This is a genomic window from Nonomuraea sp. NPDC049758, from assembly GCF_040674635.1.
In the GTDB taxonomy this organism is placed as follows: Bacteria; Actinomycetota; Actinomycetes; order Streptosporangiales; family Streptosporangiaceae; genus Nonomuraea.
In genome coordinates, this window is the sequence record NZ_JBFAMZ010000020.1 from 62,933 (window position 1) to 82,173 (window position 19,241).

18 protein-coding genes are annotated in these 19,241 nt (G+C 72.3%); 12 read left to right on the plus strand and 6 right to left on the minus strand.

Annotated elements, in window-relative coordinates; all coding sequences use genetic code 11:
* Positions 1-246 precede the first annotated feature (246 nt).
* The 4 genes from AB0J46_RS39565 (at position 247) to AB0J46_RS39580 (ending at position 3,554) form a co-directional block, all read left to right on the plus strand.
* Positions 247-1,371, plus strand: a complete 1,125-nt coding sequence (locus tag AB0J46_RS39565) for a hypothetical protein (RefSeq protein WP_364339788.1) — start codon at positions 247-249, stop codon at positions 1,369-1,371.
* 54 nt (positions 1,372-1,425) lie between these two features.
* Positions 1,426-2,034, plus strand: a complete 609-nt coding sequence (locus AB0J46_RS39570; protein WP_364339790.1) for a hypothetical protein — start codon at positions 1,426-1,428, stop codon at positions 2,032-2,034.
* A complete protein-coding gene (locus AB0J46_RS39575) occupies positions 2,031-2,240 on the plus strand; it encodes a hypothetical protein (RefSeq protein WP_364339792.1) in 210 nt (69 codons plus the stop codon). The genes AB0J46_RS39570 and AB0J46_RS39575 overlap by 4 nt, the downstream gene beginning before the upstream one ends.
* 102 nt (positions 2,241-2,342) lie before the next feature.
* A complete protein-coding gene (locus AB0J46_RS39580; RefSeq protein WP_364339794.1) occupies positions 2,343-3,554 on the plus strand; it encodes a PP2C family protein-serine/threonine phosphatase in 1,212 nt (403 codons plus the stop codon).
* Positions 3,555-3,558: 4 nt separating this feature from the next.
* On the opposite strand, the gene AB0J46_RS39585 is transcribed toward AB0J46_RS39580, so the two are convergent.
* Entirely contained in the window at positions 3,559-5,382 is a 1,824-nt protein-coding gene (locus tag AB0J46_RS39585) for an ABC transporter ATP-binding protein (RefSeq protein WP_364339796.1), read from the minus strand.
* Complete coding sequence (locus tag AB0J46_RS39590) at positions 5,382-7,196, minus strand: ABC transporter ATP-binding protein (protein WP_364339798.1); 1,815 nt, start codon at positions 7,194-7,196, stop codon at positions 5,382-5,384. The genes AB0J46_RS39585 and AB0J46_RS39590 overlap by 1 nt, the downstream gene beginning before the upstream one ends.
* Before the next feature lie 142 nt (positions 7,197-7,338).
* Here AB0J46_RS39590 and AB0J46_RS39595 point away from each other — a divergent pair, with 142 nt between their 5' ends.
* On the plus strand, positions 7,339-8,538 hold the full coding sequence (locus AB0J46_RS39595; protein WP_364339800.1) for a hypothetical protein: 1,200 nt from the start codon (positions 7,339-7,341) through the stop codon (positions 8,536-8,538).
* 19 nt (positions 8,539-8,557) lie between these two features.
* Here AB0J46_RS39595 and AB0J46_RS39600 read toward each other — a convergent pair whose 3' ends face one another.
* Positions 8,558-9,364: a hypothetical protein gene (locus AB0J46_RS39600; RefSeq protein WP_364339802.1), complete on the minus strand. Its 807-nt coding sequence runs from the start codon at positions 9,362-9,364 to the stop codon at positions 8,558-8,560.
* Positions 9,365-9,466: 102 nt separating this feature from the next.
* The gene (locus AB0J46_RS39605) at positions 9,467-11,569 is read right to left on the minus strand and encodes a histidine kinase (protein ID WP_364339804.1); all 2,103 of its coding nucleotides are present in this window, start codon (positions 11,567-11,569) and stop codon (positions 9,467-9,469) included.
* 175 nt (positions 11,570-11,744) lie between these two features.
* Between AB0J46_RS39605 and AB0J46_RS39610 the strand changes: the two genes are divergently transcribed.
* On the plus strand, positions 11,745-12,020 hold the full coding sequence (locus AB0J46_RS39610) for a sulfurtransferase TusA family protein (protein WP_364339806.1): 276 nt from the start codon (positions 11,745-11,747) through the stop codon (positions 12,018-12,020).
* Positions 12,021-12,036: 16 nt separating this feature from the next.
* Here the strand turns inward: AB0J46_RS39610 and AB0J46_RS39615 are convergent, their stop codons facing one another.
* A complete protein-coding gene (locus tag AB0J46_RS39615) occupies positions 12,037-13,008 on the minus strand; it encodes a helix-turn-helix domain-containing protein (protein WP_364339808.1) in 972 nt (323 codons plus the stop codon).
* 72 nt (positions 13,009-13,080) lie between these two features.
* On the opposite strand from AB0J46_RS39615, the gene AB0J46_RS39620 reads away from it, so the two are divergent.
* Together AB0J46_RS39620 and AB0J46_RS39625 are read left to right on the plus strand one after the other, a co-directional pair.
* The gene (locus AB0J46_RS39620) at positions 13,081-14,277 is read left to right on the plus strand and encodes an MFS transporter (RefSeq protein ID WP_364339809.1); all 1,197 of its coding nucleotides are present in this window, start codon (positions 13,081-13,083) and stop codon (positions 14,275-14,277) included.
* A 266-nt stretch (positions 14,278-14,543) separates the two neighbouring features.
* On the plus strand, positions 14,544-15,341 hold the full coding sequence (locus AB0J46_RS39625) for an alpha/beta fold hydrolase (RefSeq protein ID WP_364339810.1): 798 nt from the start codon (positions 14,544-14,546) through the stop codon (positions 15,339-15,341).
* Between the two features lie 79 nt (positions 15,342-15,420).
* Here the strand turns inward: AB0J46_RS39625 and AB0J46_RS39630 are convergent, their stop codons facing one another.
* On the minus strand, positions 15,421-16,167 hold the full coding sequence (locus AB0J46_RS39630; RefSeq protein WP_364339811.1) for an SRPBCC domain-containing protein: 747 nt from the start codon (positions 16,165-16,167) through the stop codon (positions 15,421-15,423).
* 219 nt (positions 16,168-16,386) lie between these two features.
* Here AB0J46_RS39630 and AB0J46_RS39635 point away from each other — a divergent pair, with 219 nt between their 5' ends.
* From AB0J46_RS39635 to AB0J46_RS39650, 4 genes are read left to right on the plus strand one after another with little or no spacing between them, the layout of a single operon-like run.
* Positions 16,387-16,974 (plus strand): hypothetical protein, encoded by a 588-nt coding sequence (locus AB0J46_RS39635; RefSeq protein ID WP_364339812.1) that lies wholly within the window; start codon positions 16,387-16,389, stop codon positions 16,972-16,974.
* A gap of 16 nt (positions 16,975-16,990) precedes the next feature.
* On the plus strand, positions 16,991-18,160 hold the full coding sequence (locus tag AB0J46_RS39640) for a histidine kinase (RefSeq protein WP_364339813.1): 1,170 nt from the start codon (positions 16,991-16,993) through the stop codon (positions 18,158-18,160).
* Entirely contained in the window at positions 18,157-18,813 is a 657-nt protein-coding gene (locus tag AB0J46_RS39645) for a response regulator transcription factor (protein ID WP_357976348.1), read from the plus strand. Before AB0J46_RS39640 ends, AB0J46_RS39645 begins: the two co-directional genes overlap by 4 nt.
* 29 nt (positions 18,814-18,842) lie before the next feature.
* Positions 18,843-19,160 carry a DUF3140 domain-containing protein gene (locus tag AB0J46_RS39650; protein WP_364339814.1) on the plus strand — a complete coding sequence of 106 codons (318 nt, stop codon included), beginning with the start codon at positions 18,843-18,845 and terminating at the stop codon, positions 19,158-19,160.
* Positions 19,161-19,241: the final 81 nt, after the last annotated feature.

The following is a 19,241-nucleotide window of genomic DNA, read 5'->3' on the forward strand; positions in this document are numbered from 1 at the left end:
CGGGCCGAAACAGGGCCAGGCCGGAGGAACGAGGGCGGAGACGGCGGCCCGCCGCACGGGCCCCCGCCGGCCTTTGTCAGGGGTGTGGGAACCGGCCCGTCCGCCGGAAAAATCTTCTGGCGCATATCACGGCAAATCCGCAGATCAGGGACCGGCAACCATGCGAATTCCCCTCCACGAGCACCCCGGATCAAGCATCCTGAGCATGTCATCACGCTCCCCCACCCCCCGTTGTAAGGAGCCTCCGTGACCCGGTTCGCCGTCGACCACTCACGCCACGCGCTCATCGCCACCTGGGGTACGGGGATCGGCGACATCGCCACCACCGTGGCGGAACAGGTGCCTTCGAGCCCCGACGTGCTCCGCCTGGCCACCAGCCTCACGGAGCTGTCCTCCGCCTGCTGGCGCTGCTACACCCACCCGTCCAGCGCCGCCGACCAGCACGGCCCCAACAGCGTCGGCTGGCAGCGGCAGGCCGAGCGCGACGCGTTCGCCTCGGTCATCCCGGCCCTGCTGGCGCCCGTCCGGCCGGCCAACGGCGCGCTGACCCTCTACTCCACGCGGGTGGAGGAGGTCGCCCACCGCGTCGGCCGTACGCTGCACACGATCAACCACGCGCCGCTGGCCGGCAGCGTGGCCACCGACGTCACCGCCGAGCTGGCCGCCATCGAGAACGCCGAGCTCGGCGACCTGACCGCGCGCGCCCAGCAGGCCGTCATGCTCAGCCGCGAGGACGCCTCGCCCCTCCAGGTCGCCCAGGCCGACAGCCTGCTGCACCAGCATCCGTTCGGCACGGAGGCGCTGTTCACCAAGATCGACCCCACCGCGGCCGCGATCGCGGCCGCCCACTGGCTCTACGCCGCCGCCACCATCAGCGCCCGGCACACCGGCCTGCATCCGATGCAGACCATCTCCGAGGTCGACAACATCAAGGCCCCCGCCCAGGAGAGCCTCACCGAGGTGATCTCCGCGATGAGCGGCGGCGGCTCGCCCAGGGCCGCGGTCATGCCGATGATCCGCAACGCGCTGCACGTCGCCGAGGGCCACCTCTACGGCGTCACCGAGGCCAAGCACCGCATCGGCGTGGCCGAGGAGCTGATCGCCCAGGCCCGCACCGACCATCCCGAGCTCGGCCTCGGCCCCAGCACGGTCTACCTGCCGATCACCCCGCTCAACCCCGCCCGCCCGGCCCTCGACCTGCTGGAGAACCTCCTCTACGGCATCCGCAGCTGCTGGCTGACCTTCTCCCAGCACGCCGACACCCCGCCCGGCCGGGAACCCGGGCGTCCGCGCCGCCACCACCGCCACACGGAGGTCTTCCTGGCCGAGGTGCGGAAGAGGGCGGCGTTGGACCGTTCCCGGCTGCTGTAGCCGGTCCCTCCCTGCCCGCCGGCCCGGCGTCACATGATCGCGGTACGCTCGGGCATGTCGGAAAACGTCGCCGAGCGACCTCCCTTACCGGCGCTCACCCGGGCCTTGGTCGGCCCGCCAGGCAAGGTGCTGCTTCCGCTGGTCGCCGTGGTGGGGCTGCTCATGCTCAACCACACGAGCATGCCGGGCGGAGGTTCGTTCACACTGCTGCTGGCGGGTCTCGCGCTCTTCGTCGGCACCGTGGTCGTCTGGGTCGCCCGGTTCGCGGTGGGCCTCCTGCGCTCCGACGGCCGTCCCGAGCTGCGCCGCCACTGGGCCCGCTGGACGGCCGCGCCGGCGATGGGCGTGATCGTGACCGCGCTGGTGCTCACCGGGGCGCCGTTCGAGGCCCGGTTCGCGCTGTCGGAGTCGGGGCTGGAGCAGTTCGCCCGGACGGTCGCCGCGGACACCAACACCGTCAGGCGCGAAGACCAATGGGTGGGCCTCTTTCCGCTGACGTCGATCGAACGGCTGCCGGGCGGAGCGCGGTTCCTGGTGAGCGACACCGGCCTGTTCGACCGGTACGGCTTCGCCTGGAGCCCGGGAGGCGCGCCACCGGAGGAGTCCCACACGGGTTACACCCACCTGGAAGGCCCCTGGTACCTATGGGAGAGCCGGTTTTGAAGATTCCTGGATCGGTCGGCGGATGGGTGTTCACGGTCGCCGCGCTGCTGGCGTTCGCCCTCTTCATAGGCGGGGGCATGCTCTGGTTGTCGCTAATCGGCGCACAGGCGGCCATGATCGTCGCGGTGACGAAGGCGTACCAGGACGCGGCGCGGTGGCGGGCGCCGGCGGCGGAGCGCGCGGAAGGGCCGCCTGCCGCCGAGTGAGGGGCTGCCCGGTCCGTACGGAGGTGTCGGCGGTGGTCGGCGGGGCAGGAACCGCCCCTCGAATGGGTAGGTCCCCGGGCAGACCTCAGGAAGGGTGTGCCGATGCGGCGGAGTGGCGGAGAGCTGATGCTGGGCGGCATGCTGTCCGCCAACCATCTGACCGCCATGGAGGACCTGCCGCACGTGGTGGCCGGGCACGCCGCGCTGGTGGGCTTCTCCGAGACCGCGATCTACGTCACCGACCTGCAGCAGCAGGAGCTCATCCCGATCTCCGAGCAGCGGGACGTGTCCGGCGAGCCGCTGGCGGTCCTGCGGATCGACAGCACGCTCGCCGGGATCGCCTTCCGCAACGTCGAGGTCGTCCACGTGCCGGGCGGGCCCGGCGACACGGCTCGGCGGCTGTGGCTGCCGCTCCTCGACGGCACCGAGCGGGTCGGCGTGCTCGGGGTGACGGTGCCGCTGGACGACGAGGTCGCCGAGTGGCGGGCCCAGCAGCTCGCGTCGCTGGTCGCGCTGCTGGTGATCAGCAAGCGGCCGCACAGCGACTCCTACTCGCGGTTGACCCGCGCCCGGCCGATGACGCTGTCGGCCGAGGTGCTGGTGCCCCTGCTGCCCCCGGGGACGTTCGCCAACGACGACGTGGTGGTCAGCGCCGTGCTCGAACCGGCGTACGAGGTGGGCGGGGACGCCTTCGACTACGCCATCGACGGCGAGGCGCTGCACGTGTCGATCTTCGACTCGATGGGCCACGACACCTCCGCCGGGCTGACCGCGACCATCGCCGTCGGGGCCAGCCGGAACAACCGGCGGCAGGGCGCCGATCTCGTCAACACGGGCCAGGCGATCGACGCAGCCATCGCCGAGCAGTTCACCGGCCGCTTCGCGACCGGCATCCTGGCCTGCCTCGACCTGCACACCGGCTGGCTGACCTGGGTGAACCGGGGGCACCATCCGCCGCTGGTGATCCGCGAGGGCCAGCAGGTGGCCACGCTGTCCAGCGAGCCCGACCCGCCGATGGGCTTCCTGCTGCGGCCGTACACCGGGGAGCTGCGCTACCAGCTCCAGCCCGGCGACCGGCTGCTGTTCTACACCGACGGGATCATCGAGGCGCAGAGCCCGGACGGCGAGCTGTTCGGCCTGGAGCGCTTCATCGACTTCATCCTGCGGCAGGAGGCCGACGGCCTGTCGGCGCCCGAGACGCTGCGCCGGCTGGTGCAGGCCATCCTGGAGCACCAGCACGGACGGCTCCAGGACGACGCGACCGTGCTGATGGTGGAGTGGCGCAGCAGCAGGCAGCGGCGGCTCGTCATGTGAGCTGTCAGGTCTCGCCGACGGCGACGAACCCGCTGTCGGGCCGGTAGTCGGGCGACTGGTGGCGGAAGTAGGTGTTGTAGACCTGGCAGTAGCGGCCGCCGCGGGCCAGCAGCGAGGCGTGGTCGCCCTCCTCCACGATCCGGCCGTGGTCGAGCACGATGATGCGGTCGACGTGCTCGATCGTGGACAGCCGGTGGGCGATGACGATCGAGGTGCGGCCGGCCAGCACCACGTCGAGCCCCTCCTGGATCTGGGCCTCGGTCAGCGGGTCGACGCTCGCGGTGGCCTCGTCGAGGACGACGATCGCCGGGTCCTGGATGAGCAGGCGGGCCAGCGCGACGAGCTGCCGCTGGCCCATCGACAGGGCCCGCCCGTGCTCGCCCACGTCGGTGGCCAGGCCGTGGGGCAGGGCCTCGATCCAGTCGCCGCCGCCGACCGCGGCCGCCGCGGCCAGCACCTCGTCGTCGCCCGCGGCGGGACGCGGATAGCGGATGTTGTCGGCGACCGTGCCGCTGAACAGGAACGGCGCCTGCGGCACCGCGCCGATCTGCCGCCGGTACGCGCCGAGGTCGAGCGAGCGGATGTCGTGGCCGTCGATCAGCAGGCGGCCTTCCTGGAACTCGTAGAAACGGGTGATCAGCTTGCCCAGCGTGGACTTGCCGGCGCCGGTGTGGCCGACCAGCGCGACCGTCTCGCCCGCCTCGACGACCAGGTCGAAGCGGCGGAGCACGGGGTGGGCCGCGTCGTAGCCGAAGGTGACGTCGTCGAACTCGATGCGCCCGGCCAGCCTGCCCGGGTCGGCCGAGCCGGTCTGCACGACCCGGGGCGGGGCGTCGATCAGGGCGAAGACCCGCTCGGAGGCCGACAGGCCCTGCTGGAACTGCGACCAGAAGGCGGCGATGGAGGTCAGCGGCATCCAGAACAGCGACACGCCCTGCAGGAACAGGTACCAGTCGCCCGCCGACAGGCCGCCGCCCAGCACCGCGGTGCCGCCGAGCTGGACCAGCGCGACCGTCGCGAGCCCCGCCACGAGGAACAGCAGGGGGAAGATGGCCGAGAAGACGAAGCCCTGGCGCAGCGTCACCCGGTAGCTCTGCTCGTTGACCGGCCGGAACTCGTCGTAGACCTGCCGCTCCTGGCGGAAGTTCTTGGCCACGGCGATGCCGCCCATGGTCTCCTGGAGGTTGGCGTTGACCCGGCTCAGCGACCGCTGGGCCCGCCGCGTGCTGGACCGGGCCAGCCGCCGGAACACCAGCGCCATGCCCATCACGACCGGCGCCACCAGCAGGGTCAGCAGCGCCAGCTCGACGCTGCGCAGGAACAGCAGGACGGTGACGAACCCCACCATCAGCACCTGGCTGATCAGGTCCATCGTCAGGGTGGAGACCGTGGCGAAGTCGTCGGTGTCGGAGGTGACGCGGCTGACGATGCGGCCCGACGGGGTCTCGTCGTAGAACGACAGGTCGCGTTCGAGCACGGCGTCGAAGGCGTCTTCGCGCAGGCGCAGCACGACGTCGCCGGTCACCCGCGCGCTGTACCACTGGCGGACGAAGTTGAAGGCCCAGCTCAGCGCGCCGGCGAGCAGGATGCCGGCGACGAGCAGCGGGCCGACGCCGGCGATCGTGCCGTCCTGGATGGCGTCGACGCCCTGGCTGGCGAGCAGCGGCAGGGCCGCCTGCGCCGCCGACACCAGCACGATCATGGCCGCCACCAGGAACATCGCGCCCAGCTTGGGGCGGAAGTAGGCGAGGATCCGGCGCGTCAGGTCACGGTCGGAGTAGGTGCGGTCGTAGTCCTCGGCGTCGAGGCCGTCCATGATGAAGCCCATCAGTGGACCCTTTCCTGCTCGTCGAGCGCGCCCTGATCGGCCGGGACCTCGTCGTAGTGGGAGAAGATGCGGCGGTAAAGGGGGCTGCCGGCGATCAGCTCGTCGTGGGTGCCGAAGGCGGCCACCTCGCCGCGCCGCAGCAGCAGGACCTTGTCGGCCCAGCGGATCTGGGAGAGCCGGTGGGTGATCAGCAGGGTCGTGCGCCCTTCCTGGATGCGCTCGATGGCCTGCTGGATGCGGTCTTCGGTGGCGGAGTCGATGGCGCTGGTGGAGTCGTCGAGGATCAGGATGGCCGGGTCGGTCAGCAGCGCCCGCGCGATGGCCAGCCGCTGGCGCTGGCCGCCGGACAGCGTGAGGCCGCGCTCGCCGATGACGGTGTCGTAGCCGTCGTCGAGCTCGGCCACGAACTCGGCCGCCTGCGCGTCCTCCGCCGCTTTGACCACGGCGGCGCGGTCGGCCCGCTGGCCGAGGCCGAAGGCGATGTTCTCGGCCACGGACCGCGAGAACAGCACGACGTCCTGCTCGATGGTGGAGATCTGGGAGCGCAGCGAGTCGAGGTCCCACTCGCGGACGTCGACGCCGTCGACCAGGATCCGGCCCGAGGTGACGTCGTAGATGCGGGGCACCAGCTTCGTCAGCGAGCTCTTGCCCGCCCCGGTCTCGCCGACGATCGCCACCGTCTCCCCCGGCCGCACGGTGAACGTCACCCCCCGCAGGACGGGCTCGCCCTCGCCGTAGCCGAACGTGACGTCGTCGAAGACGATCTCGCCCCCGATGGGCGCGACGTGGCCGGCGGCCGGCTGCTCCAGCTCGGTCTCGGCGTTGACGATGTCGAGGATCCGGCGGGAGGACACGATGCCGATCTGCACCAGCGAGAACGTGAAGATCGAGATCTGGGTCGGGAAGCCGAGCATGCCCATCAGCCCCATGAAGGCCACCAGGTCGCCGATCGTGATGGCGCCGGCGGCGTGGAGGAGGAGGGCGTGCCACAGCGCCCCCGCCATGGCGCACGCGAACAGCAACGTGGGCAGGTAGCGGGCCTGGACGAGGCCGTTGCGCACGAACGAGTCGCGGTAGCGCCGGGCGTTGGCGCGGAAGCGCAGCCGCTCCTGCTCCTCCTGCGCGGTCACCTTGATCACCTCGATGCCGCGCACCGCCTGGCTCAGCCCGGCGTTGAGGTCGCCGAACTCGTCGCGCATGCGGGTGGCCACCGGGTTGAGCTGCCCCATGTAGTGGCGCAGCGCGAACCCGAACAGCACCCCGAACACCACGGGCACCAGCAGCAGCCGCGGGTCGATCGCGGCGATGAACACCAGGGGCACCAGACCGGTGAGCCCGGAGTCGACGATCAGGTCGACGCCCGGACTGATCATGATGGACAGCTGGCGGATGTCGTTGGCCGCCCGCGCCATCAGGTCGCCCACCCGCTGCCGGTTGTGGAAGGTCTGGCTCTTGCCGAGCAGGCCGGCGTAGAGCTCGTCGCGGGCGTCGCGTTCGAGCCGCTTGGCCAGCATCTCGCTGCTCAGCCGGGCGACGAGGTCGAGCAGGCCGCGGGCCGACACCACCGCCAGCAGCGCCACGGCGACCAGGCCGAGCGCGGCGGCGGGCGTGCCCCGGCCGCCCAGCACCGCGTCGAAGGCGGAGCCGGTGAGCTGGGGGACCAGCGCGTTGAGCACCACCATCACCAGCGAGCCGCCGAGGAAGCCCGTCAGGGGGAGCGGATGGCGGCGCAGATGGGACCAGAGCCAGCGGACCGGCCCACGCCGGTCGTAGCGCAGGCCTTCGACGGAGAACTCCGAACTGCCGCTGGTCACGGTGAAACCCCTTGGCCGAGGGCGGGCGAACATCGGACCCGTTTGTATCACCGGCCACCGACAGAATCCGAGGGGTTTTCCGGCCGCCCGGGAAGGCAAAGAGCAGGCATCGTCACGCAATGAGACAGTAACCTTACCCACCGTGGCCCCTTTCCTCCATCAAGCGGACCTGCTGCCGCCCGTGACCCTCCAGCCGCCGGTGCGCCTCCTCCCGGCCGACGACCTCGCGGCCGTGGTCCGGGCGACGCCGGTCGTCCACGACCTGCTCCGCCTCGCCTCCGCCGCCGGTGAGCCCGGGGCGGCGCGGCCCGAGCAGGGGCGGCTCTGGGGCGTGGCCGAGGACAGCCGGCTCATCGACGTGCGCGACGGGGCCGCCACGACCGGCCCGGCGGTCGAGACCCTGACGTCCGGGCCGGCCGACGACGTGCTGGACACGTGGGGCGACATCCTCTACTCGCTGTTCTCCCCCGAGGCCGACGCCGCGGCGCTCGACGCGGGCACGAGCACCCTGCTGATGCTGCTCAGCCACCGCGACGCCCTGCCGGTGGCGGAGATCCCCGAGCTGACCGACGAGGCGGCCGACGAGCTGGCCTGGTTGCGGCTGATCCGGCGGGAGGGCTCGTCGGTGTCGCTGACCCCGCTCGGCACCTGGAGCGCGCTCGACCTCTTCAAGACCCTCATCGGCCAGGACATCCCGGTCCACGGCGGCACGGCCGGCGCCGACGCCCCCACGCTGCTGCGGGCCCTGCGCACCTACGACGACGACGAACGCGCCGAGGAGGTGCGCGCCTGGCTGGGCGGGCGGGATCCGGCGCGGGCCGCCGAGGAGATCGCCGACGTCCTGCTCGACGTCAGCCCGCTGAGCCGGGCCGTCGGCCTGACCGTGCTGCTGGAGGACCTCGGCCGGCCCGGTCAGGAGATCGCCGCCGCGTTGCGCGAGGTGCCCCGGCTGGGGGCGCTCATCCGGGCTCGGGAGAAGGAGGACCACGACGTCCCACCCGCGCCCGTCGACGTGGCCTGGGTGTACGCCGACATGACCGTGGCCGCGATGGAGATCGGCGGGCCGGCCGAGTCGATACTCCAGCTCTCCGGCAACCTCGACGTCGACGACGTGCTCAGCATGCTCGGCATGATGACGTGCAGCGACCACCCCTACACGACGCCGATGTTGCGCTTCCTCATCGAGCACCATCCGGCGCCCCGGGTGGCCTCGGCCGCGCGCGTGGCGTTGCAGCGGTGGCGCGGGGTGCACGTACGGCCGCCGGGCGAGCGCGGGCGTCTGCCCAGGAAGCCCCGCAAACCGGGCAAGACGGCGGGCACCCAGAAGCGCCGACGACGCTGACCACTCTCCGGAGCAGGGCTCAGGGCTTGCGGGTCAGTCTGAGTGCGGCGCCGACGCGTTCGGCCCACTGCCAGGGGGCGTCCGTGCCGCCGGGCAGCGCGTTGTAGTACTCCCAGCCGCTCACCCCGCCCATCCCGGGATGCCGGTGCAACAGCTCGGCGACGGTGGCGGCCAGGCGGTCGATCTCGACATAGCCGCCGCCCCCGTTGTCGGGGGTGGTGACCGCCCCGGCCACCAGCTTGCCCGCCGGCACCACTCCCCCGGCGAGCACGGCGTCGTAGTCGCACGGGTCGGCCAGGCTGCGCGGGCCGCCGTACATCGGCAGGTTGAGCCAGGCGAGGTCGGCGCCCCGGTCGCGGAAGACCTGGTCGTGGTCCACGGCGGCGGACGGGGTGAGCGCGATCAGGAAGGCCGGCCCGAAGTCGGCGCGCAGCCGGTCGATCAGGCGTCCGAGGCCGGCCGGCGACATCGGCGCGGTCAGGTGCAGGTCCACGCCGTCGAGGCGGCGGCGGGCGAGCAGGCGGCGCAGCGGCGGGTAGCAGGCGCCGAAGTCGTGGTCGAGGCGGTCCAGGCCGTCGATCATGGCCAGGGCGCGGGCGCCGTACACCTGGGTGACCTGCACGTCGTCCCACATCTGAGCCAGGTCGGGGCAGTCGGGCGGGGCGCCGTTGAGCCGGACGTCGCCGTCCGCGCCGGCCTCCACGGTGGCGACGACGAGATGGGTGAGGCCGGTACGCCGTTCGATCAGGGGCAGCGGGGAGACGTAGAGGCCGCCGTCGCAGTGGGTCCGGTAGTACATCACCAGGCGGGGTGTGTGCTGGGGCAAGGCACGTCCTCCGTGAGGAATGAGGTGATACTTCACCATGTTCCACACTAAGAGTGAGATCAAAACTACTCTCGGTTAATTTTGCCCGGCCCGGCCCGGCGATCAGCGGCCCGCGCGCGGCGGCCTGACCGGCTCCTTCGCGGCCGAGCCCAGGGGCAGCATGACCTCGACCCGCGTCCCGGCCCCCGGCCCGCTGTTGACGACGCAGATGCCGCCGAGCTCGGCCGCCCGTTCCCGCATTGAGCCTAGGCCCACCCCCGCGCTGTACGCGGCGGGCAGCCCGCGGCCGTCGTCGGCGATCAGCACGCGCAGCACGGAGTCCCGCTGGAGCACGATGCGGGCACGGGAGGCCCTCGCGTGCCGCCGGATGTTGGTCAGCGCCTCCTGGACGATCCGGTAGACGGCCACCTCGACGGCGGCGGGCAGGTCGGTCATGCTGCCCTCGACCTCCACCTCGATCTCGGTGTCCGGGGAGGACTGGCCGGCCAGCTCGCGGACGGCCCTGGCCAGGCCGAGATCGTCGAGCGCGGGCGGGCGCAGGCCGTACACCAGCTCGCGGATGTCGTCGGTGACCGCGCCCATGCCGGTGTGCAGCTCGCGCAGCAGCTCGTCGGCGGCGTCGGGGGACTTCTTCAGGCTCATCCTGGCCATGTTGATGGTCATGGCCATGGCCGAGAGGGTCTGGCCGAGCCCGTCGTGCAGGTCGCGGCGCAGGCGGCGGCGCTCCTCCTCCCTGGCCGTCAGGATGCGCTCCCTGGAACGCTGCAGGTCAGCGGCCATGCGCACGGCGTGCGCCACGTCGGCGGCGTACGGCGTGAGCGTGGTGAGCACGCGCTCGTTGTGGGCGGCGGGGAAGCGGCGCGGGCCGGGCGGCCCGACGAACAGGCGGCCGACGCGCTCGCCGTGCCACACCAGCGGCACCTGGCGGGGCGCCGTGCCCACCCGGCCGCTCTCGACGTAACGCGGCTCGCCGTCGGCGACCTCCACGGCCACGCCCTCGACCGCGAGCCCGTCGCGCAGCACGCTGACCACGGAGGTCAGCGCCTTGGCCGGGTCGCCGCGCCGGACGGCCTGGGTCAGGCGTTCGGCCAGCACGGCCGGGTCGCCGACGCTGCCGTACAGGAGGCGGTCGACGGCGCGTTGCAGCACGTGTCGCAGCGGCTGGAAGAACGCGCCGGCGAACAGCGCGGCGGCGATGCCCGCGATCTCGTCGTAGCCGGAGACCACGAGGCTGGACAGCGCGCCCGCGCCGAAGTAGACCGCGCTCACCACGGCCACCAGCCCGGCCGCGACGAAGGCCCGGCTGATCACCGTGTCGATGCCGTAGAGCCGGTAGCGGGTCACCGAGAACGCGACGGCGACCGGGATGAGCGCCGCCCACACGATGCTCGGCCACAGGAGCGCCGGCACGAACGCGGCCATGATCAGGAACACGACGTAGCCGGCGAACGCGAACAGCGGCCAGCCGATCTGCCGCCTGCCCACCGGGTCGGCCCGGCGCAGCCGCAGCGCCAGGGAGAGCGCCGTCAGCGCCATGGCGACGTAGATGCCGGTCCAGGCGACGGCGGAGACGGCCTCCACGTACGGCCCGAGCGCGCGGATCTGCAGCGGGTTGGGGATGACGGCCGGGTAGGGGTAGCTGCCGGGGGGCGGGTCGGGCCGGAACACCGAGCGGGCCAGGTCGAGCCCGAGCGAGAACGCGCCCAGCAGCAGCACCCACCGCCAGCGCGGCGAGGGCAGCCGCCCGTCGGGCGAGTAGAGCGGCAGCAGCATGGTGAGCGCCAGGCCGCACACCGCCCACCCGACCTGCGCGGGGAAGCGTACGAGCCCGGCCGCGACCAGGTCGCCGTCGGCGGCCAGCCGGAACATCATCGCGCTGGACAGGTCGCTGACGGCGGCGGCGATGCCGCCCGCGACCATCAGCCACGCCATGTTCAGCCGCGGCCGATGGAAGATCAGGAACGCGCCGACGGCGGGGAACGTCAGGGCGGCGGCCGTCTGGGGCGAGGCGGTCCTCAGCGGGGTCCACGCCTCCGGCAGGCGGGCGTAGACGAGCAGCGCGGCGACCGTGAGGACCGGCGAGGCCACCGCCATGACGACGGCCGTGACGCGCGCGAGCCGCACGCCCCGGCCCGCGGAGCCGCGTCCGGTCCCGTGGCTCTCCGCCGGCCCGGCCTCTTCGGCGATCTCGGTGAACCCGGCCATCTCATCACCGCCTTCCCCAACACTTGAACAGGATTATGACCCTTTTACTGGGATAATCCGCCCGATGTGTCCGGGCCGTTACCGTCCGACGCCTGCTCCGGCCTCTGATCGGGCCTCTGATCGGGCCAGGACAGGCCTCAACCTACTCGACGGCGACGCGTGGTTTCCTATACGTATGCCCGAACCTGATCTGGTGATCGACGGCGGCGACAAGATGTGCGTGCAACTGCTCATCGAGCTGCGCGGGCACGTGCTGCGCGCCGGTCCGGGCGCCGTGATCCACCTGATCGCCAGCGACCCCGCCGCGCCCGTGGACCTGCCCGCGTGGTGCCACCTGACCGGCCACTCCTACCTCGGGCCGGTGCCCGGCGCCGAGCGCCCGACGTACGCGGTGCGCGTCGCGGACGCCGCCAGGGAGACCGAGCCTGCCCGTCCCTGGCACGCGGCCTGACGGCGGTCGCCGCCCGTCAGCGGAAGGAGCGCCGGTAGGCGGCCGGGGTGGTGCGCAGCGCGGTGTGGAAACGGCGGCGGAGGTTGACGGCCGAGGAGAGGCCGACGCGGGTGGCGATCGTCTCGACCGGCAGGTCGGTCTCCTCCAGCAGCGCCCGGGTGGCGGCCAGCCGGCGTTCCAGCAGCCAGCGGGCGGGCGGGACGCCGAGCTGGTCGGCGAACTGCCGGGTCAGGGTCCGCGCGGAGACGCCCGAGTAGGCGGCCATGTCCTCGACGGTGACGTGGTCGGGCAGGCGGCCGAGCAGCCATTCGAGCAGCGGGGCCAGGGAGTCCGGCATGGGCCCCGCGGTGGGCAGCGGCGGGTACTGGCGCTGGCAGCCCTCGCGGTGCGGCCCGGCGGCGAGCTGACGGCCGATGCGCATGGCGTGGGCCGCGCCGTGGTCCTGGAGCACCTGGTGCAGGCACAGGTCGAGGGTGGCGGCCGAGGCTCCGGCGGTGGCGACGTCGCCGTGGTCCACGTAGATGACGGTGTCGTCGGGGATGACGCGCGGGTGGCGGGCGGCCAGCTCCCCGGACAGCTCCCAGTGGACGGACGCGCGACGGCCGTCCAGCAGGCCCAGGGCGGCGGGGATGAAGATGCCCGCGCAGACGGCGACGATCCGCGCCCCGCGGGAATGGGCCCGGGAGACCGCGTCGAGCACGGCCGGCGAGGGGACCAGGGTCCAGCCCGCGACGATCACGGTGTCGGCCTCGTCGATGGCTTGGAGACCGCTGTCCACCTGCATGGGGACGCCGAGGGTGGTGGGCAGCGAGCCCGGCCGCTCGGCGCACAGCGTGAAGCCGTAGTGCTGGGGGATGTCGGGGCCCTGGTAGCCGAAGACGGCCGAGGCCGAGGTGACGGGGTAGAGCTCCTGGTTGGGGGCGACCAGGGCGACCACGCGGTGCGGGCTCACGGGGGCCGGAGGCGTCTCGGGGCAGTCCAGGGGCATGGCGCAAATGTACCCAATGATGTCATTTGGGACACCGGTGCTCTGATCTGGAGAAATCCAGAATTAGGCCTCATGTGGACGAGGAGTTTCGCCCTCTACTTCGGGGCCCGCACGATCTCGCTGCTCGGCGACGCGATGATGCCCGTCGCCTCGGCGCTGGCGATCGGCAAAGTTTACGGGATCGCCGGCGTCGGCTTCGTGCTCGCGCTCTGGACCGCGTCGGCCGTGCTGGTCATGTTGTTCGGCGGGGTCGTCGCCGACCGGATCGGACCCCGACGCCTGATGATCGGCGCGGACGTGGTCAGGGTGGTCACCCAGGCGGTCGTGGCCGTCGCCTTCCTCGACGGGGCCCCGCCGTTCGCCCTGCTGCTGGCGATGGCGTTCCTGTCGGGCATGGCCGCCGGGGTGTTCGAACCGTGCGTCAACGGGATGGTGCCGCTGGTGGCCGAGGATGCGCAGCGGGCCAACGCGACTCTGAAGATCGCCGAGGCGGTCACCCAGCTCGCCGGGCCCGCGCTGGCCGGGATCCTCGTCGTGGCCACCGGGCCGGTCTTCGTCTACACCGTGGACGCCGCGACGTTCCTGGTCAGCGCGGTGTGCCTGCTGCTGGTGCGGGTCGCCGTGCCCACGCCGGAGCCGTCCGACGTGCTGAGCGACCTGCGCAGGGGCTGGGAGGAGTTCAAGGCCAGGAGCTGGATGTGGTCGGTCATCCTGGTCTGGGTGTTCTGGGGCGTGCTGGTGGTGGGGCCGTACGTGCCGCTGTCGTCCCAGGTCATCGGGGCCGACTACGGCTGGGTGATGGCGGCGCTCGGCCTCGGGACCGTGCTGGGCGGGCTGGTGGCGATCCGGCTGAAGCCGCGCAGGCCGCTGGCGGCGGGGGCGGTGGCGCTGATCGGGTACGTCGCCGTGCCGCTGTCGGTCGCGCTCGGGCCGCCGCTGCCGGTGCTGATGGCCGGGCACCTGCTCGGGGGGTGCGCGATGGCGTTCTGGTCGGTGATGTGGTCGACGACCGTGCAGACCCAGGTCGCGCCGGACGTGCTGAACCGGGTCAACGCCTACCAGGTGGCCGGGTCGGTCGCGGGCATGGCGGTCGGGCAGGCGCTGGCCGGCCCGGTCACCGCGCTGGTCGAGCCGCGCGTCTTCATGCTGGGCTCGGCCCTGGTGACGGTCGGCGTGGTGACGGCGCTGCTGGTGATCAGGCCGGTACGGCGGCTCGGCCGCAGGTCGCAGGCGTCCGGGAGCGGGCCGGTCACGGTGCCGGCGACGTAGCCGACGCCGAGAGGGCGGTGCCCACGGCACGTGCCGCGGCCGGGGCGTGCGGCTGGCAGACCGCCCGCCCCCGTCTGCGGCACGTGCCGTCCCCTCCTTTTCGCGGCACGCGATGTGGGAGCCGCCCCGGCGTTCCCCCGCGCTCGGGACGACTCCACCAGGTAAGAGCGCAGAGGTACCCGTATCAGTACGTCTTCTCCCAAAAGATTTCTTGACAATTTTATTTGTCGGTAGCTAGCGTGGGCACCACGAAACGGAGGAACACCATGAGCAGAATGATCAACTCCGCGGACGGCACCCCCATCGCGTACGAACGCGCAGGCCAGGGCCCGGCGGTCATCCTCGTGGACGGCGCACTCAGCTTCCGCGGCTCCAGCATCAACGGCGGCCTGGCCGAGGCGCTCGCCCCCGACTTCACGGTCTACACCTACGACCGGCGCGGACGGGGCGAGAGCGGCGACACCCAGCCGTACGCCCTCGAACGGGAGGTCGAGGACCTGGCCGCGCTCGTCAAGGAGGCCGGCGGCCCGGTCCGCCTGTACGGCACCTCCTCCGGCGCCGCCCTCGCCCTGGCCGCGGTCCAGCACGGCCTGCCGGTCGAGCGCCTGGCCCTGTACGAGCCCCCGTTCCTCGTGGACGGCACCCGTCCCCCGATCAAGGACGACTACCCGCGACGCCTGGAGGCGCTGGTGGCCGCCGGCCGCCGGGCCGAGGCGGTCAGGATGTTCATGCGCGAAGGGGTCGGCCTGCCGGCGATCGTGGTGGCGATGATGCGGTTCATGCCCGCGTGGGCCACGCTCAAGGCCGTGGCGCACACCCTGCCGTACGACACCGCGCTCGTCTTCCCGCACCAGCGGGGCGTGCCGTACCCGGATGGCGCGTGGGCGTCGGTGACCGTGCCGACGCTGGTCGCCGACGGGGGGAAGAGCCCGCAGTGGATGCGCAACTCCGTCGGCGCGCTGGCGAAGGCGCTGCCCGCGGCCGACTACCGCACGCTCGACGGGCAGACCCACATCGTCAAGCCGGAGGCCCTGGCGCCGGTGCTGCGCGACTTCTTCGCCTGAGGGCCGGCGGTCAGGCGAAGGCGGTGGGGTTCTCCTGTGGGCCGCGGGTCAGGCGGGTTCTTCGCCTGAGGGCGGGCGGTCAGGGGGAGACGGTGGTGAGCCAGTGGGTCCAGGCGGCTTCCAGGGCCTCGCCGTCCACCGGGGCGTAGGCGTGGTGCTCCACCACCGCCATGCCGCGTCCCTGGACGAACATGTACAGGCCGTCGTCCGTACGGACCGCCACGAACGTGCCCGGAGCGGTCACCCACTCCACGACGCCCCGCTCCGGCGAACGCCCCTCGATCGCGACCGTCACCTTCTCCCCCGCCACCGGACGGCCGGCGACGCCGAGCACGGCCCCGAGCGCGACCCAGAACCGCTCCTCCGACGCGCACGGGCCGGCCAGGAACAGGTTGTGGGTGGAGATCCTGCCGGGGAAGTGCCGCAGGTAGACGGCCAGCTTGTACAGGTACTGGAGGTCGCCGCGCTCCAGGTCGTCGTACTCCGACTCCCAGTCGTCGCCGAGGAAGCCGCTGTGGACGAAGCGGAGCACCGTGCTGCCCGAGCCGCGGGCTTCCAGCAGGTACTCGAAGGCCATGAACGTGCCGTCGGGGTTCTCCACGCCCTGGTGGGCCAGGCGCCTGCCCGGCTCCCAGGCGGTCACCACCGACTCGGTGGCGACGTCGTCGCCGAAGGTCTGCGTGCCCCGGCCGCCTTCGCGCGGTTCCAGTTCGGTACGGCCCATGAACCACGAGTCGATGCCCGGGCCCTCCGCGATGGCCTGCCAGACGACGTCGGGGGCGGCGTCCAGCTGGATCTCGTGGCGGATCTCGAACTCGTGCGGCATGGCGGTCTCCCTGTCACGGCCCGGCGCGGTGTGCGGCCGACGATCGCACCGACAATATCGGTTGTCAAGCCGACTCCCGTTGTCGGCCGTCATGTGGGGCGCGGGAGCGAGGCGCATCCCTCTTGAGAGCGAGGCGCGGGATCGCCCGTCCCGGCGATCACATCCGGAGCGGAAAACCGCAGGATAAGTGCATCGCCCCGCCCTTGAGGAGAACCCCTGATGAACCCCCGCGCCGCCTTCGTGGCCGCCCCGCTGCTCGTCCTGTCGTACGGCGTGATCCGGATCGTCGACGGCCTGGACGGGAGCCGGGGGCCAGGGTTGGCCTGGACGGCCGGCCATCTCGCCTTTCTTGCCGCACTTGCCCTGTTCATCGTGATATTTCGGGAAATGTGGCGGATGCTGGGCCGCAACCGCATCGCCACCACCAGCCTCGTGGTCGGCCTGGTGGGCATCGCGTGCGCGGCCGCGCAGTTCGTGATCGACATCGTCGTCGGGTTCATGGCCGCCGACCACGACGCGATGTCCCCGCTGTTCGACCAGGTCCAGGCGGTTCCGGGGGTGTCGCTCGCGGTCTACGCCGCCGGCCCGCTCCTGTTCTACGTCGCCCAACTGGCCCTGGTCGTCCAGCTCGCCGCGCGGCGGCAGGTCAAGCTCTGGACCCCGGTCCTGGTCATGCTCGACTTCGCCATCCCGATCCTGGAGAAGGACCTGATCCCGCTCGGCGCCGTGTGCATGCTGGTGTCGTTCTGGCCGCTGGCCCGCCGCCAGGCCCCGGCCGGCGCCCGGCACGTGCTCGTCCATGCGTGAGGAACAATGGGACCCCGTGTCCGATCTGACGCTTGTCGACGTCTTCCGTCGCCGGCTACGAGCGCTCCCCCACCTCTGGGTGGACGGGGCGCTCGCCCTGTTGATCGCCCTCGTCCAGGCCTGGCCGCTGATCTCCAGCCATGACCCGTACGGCGGCAGATGGGACTGGTGGGGGTACGTGATCGCGATCGGCGCCTCGCTCCCCGTCGTCTGGCGGCGCCGGTGGCCGGTGACCATGCTGATCGCCAGCCTGGTCGTGGGCGCGCTCTACGACTTCGCCGACAACGTCGCCCGCCAGCCCATCTGGTACGGCGCCCTGGTCGCCTTCTACACGGTCGCCGCGTACTCGGCCCGCCTGCCCAGGGTCGTCATGCTCGTCGTGACCCTCGTCGGCGGCCTGGCCTCCGTCGGCTCGTGGGAGACCGCGATGCGCGGGGTCGCCCTGTTCACCGCCGCCTACGCCATCGGCCGCGCGGCGGCCACGTCCCGCGCCCACGCCGCCGAGCTGGCCGAGCGCGCGGCCCGGCTCGAAAGGGAGCGTCAGTTGGAAGCCGAGCGCGCGGCCGAACGCGAGCGGGCCAGGATCGCCCGCGACATGCACGACATCCTGGCCCACGCGGTCAGCCTCATGGTGGTCCAGGCCGAGGCGGGGCCCGTCGTGGTGCGCAGCAACCCGGCCAGGGCCGAGGCCGCCTTCGACGCCATCGCCGCCGCGGGCCGGGACGCGATGGTGCAGCTGCGCCGCATGCTCGGCGTACTGAAGGAGGACGAGCCGCAGGCGCCGCGGACGCCGCAGCCGACCCTCGCGGACCTGCCCGCGCTGGCCGGCCAGGTGGCGGGCACCGGCCTGGACGTGCGCTTCGCCGAGTCCGGCGAGCCCCGCCCGATCGGCCCCGACAGCGCGCTGGCCGCCTACCGCATCACGCAGGAAGCGCTCACCAACATCGTCAAGCACTCCGGCGCCGACCGCGCCGAGATCCTGCTCACCTGGGAGGACGACCACCTGATGATCGACGTCACGGACAACGGGCGCGGCGGCGGCCCCGCGCTGCCCTCGGGCGGCAACGGCCTGATCGGAATGCGCGAACGGGCCGCGGCCTGCGGCGGCAGCGCGACCGCCGGCCCGCGCGCGGACGGGCCCGGCTTCGCGGTGTCGGCGCGGCTGCCGCTGGGGGCCGGCCGATGAGCGTGCGCGTCGTGGTGGCCGACGACCAGGAGCTGGTCAGGGGCGGGTTCGCGATGATCCTCGACGCCCAGCCCGACATCTCGGTGGTGGCCGAGGCGGGCGACGGGGTCGAGGCCGTGGCCGCCGTACGTGCCCACGAGCCGGACGTGCTGCTGCTCGACATCCGCATGCCCAGGATGGACGGCATCGAGGCGGCCAGGATCGTGTGCGCCGAGACCGCCTGCCGGGTGCTGATGCTGACCACGTTCGACCTGGACGACTACGTGTTCGACGCGCTGCGCGCGGGCGCGAGCGGGTTCCTGCTGAAGGACGTGCGGCGGGACGACCTGGTGACCGCGGTGCGCGTCGTGGCCGCGGGCGAGTCGCTGCTCGCGCCCACGGTGACCAGGAGGCTGATCGCCGAGTTCACCTCCCGCCCCGCGACGACCGCCGCCCCCGCGCACACGCTGGAGTCGCTGACCGCCAGGGAGCGCGAGACGCTCCAGCTGATCGCGCGCGGCCTGTCCAACGCGGAGATCGCCGAGGCCATGGTGGTCAGCGAGCACACCGTGAAGACGCACGTCAGCAACGTGCTGAGCAAACTGGGGCTGCGCGACCGGGTGCAGGCGGTGATCGCGGCCTACGAGTCGGGGCTGACCGTTCCCGGGGCGTAACGCGAGGGTCGGGCGGGTAGGCGGCCCATATGACTGAGGGTTTCGACACGGACACGCTCTGGGACGAGTTCCACCGGGCGGTCAACATGAACTCAGAGGAGCTGCGCGGCTACCTGCTCGCCGAGGCCTCGGACGAGGAGGGCTTCCCTCCCGACCCCGACATGGGCATCGACGAGCTGGGCAGGGGCGTGCTGCACGTCCTGAGCAAGCGGAAGGGCGACCTGACCAAGGCCGACCTGGACGTGATGCGTCAGGTCATCGAGCTGGTCGAGACCATGGGCGACCGGACGGACGACGACTCGCGGCGCGAGCTGATGTCCGTCGGACACGACCCGCTCAGGGCATAACGCCTCGAATTCAACAAATGGTGGATGTGGGGCGACGCAAAGTGATGAAATGTGCGAAGCCGACTTCGTCCGAGGAGATCC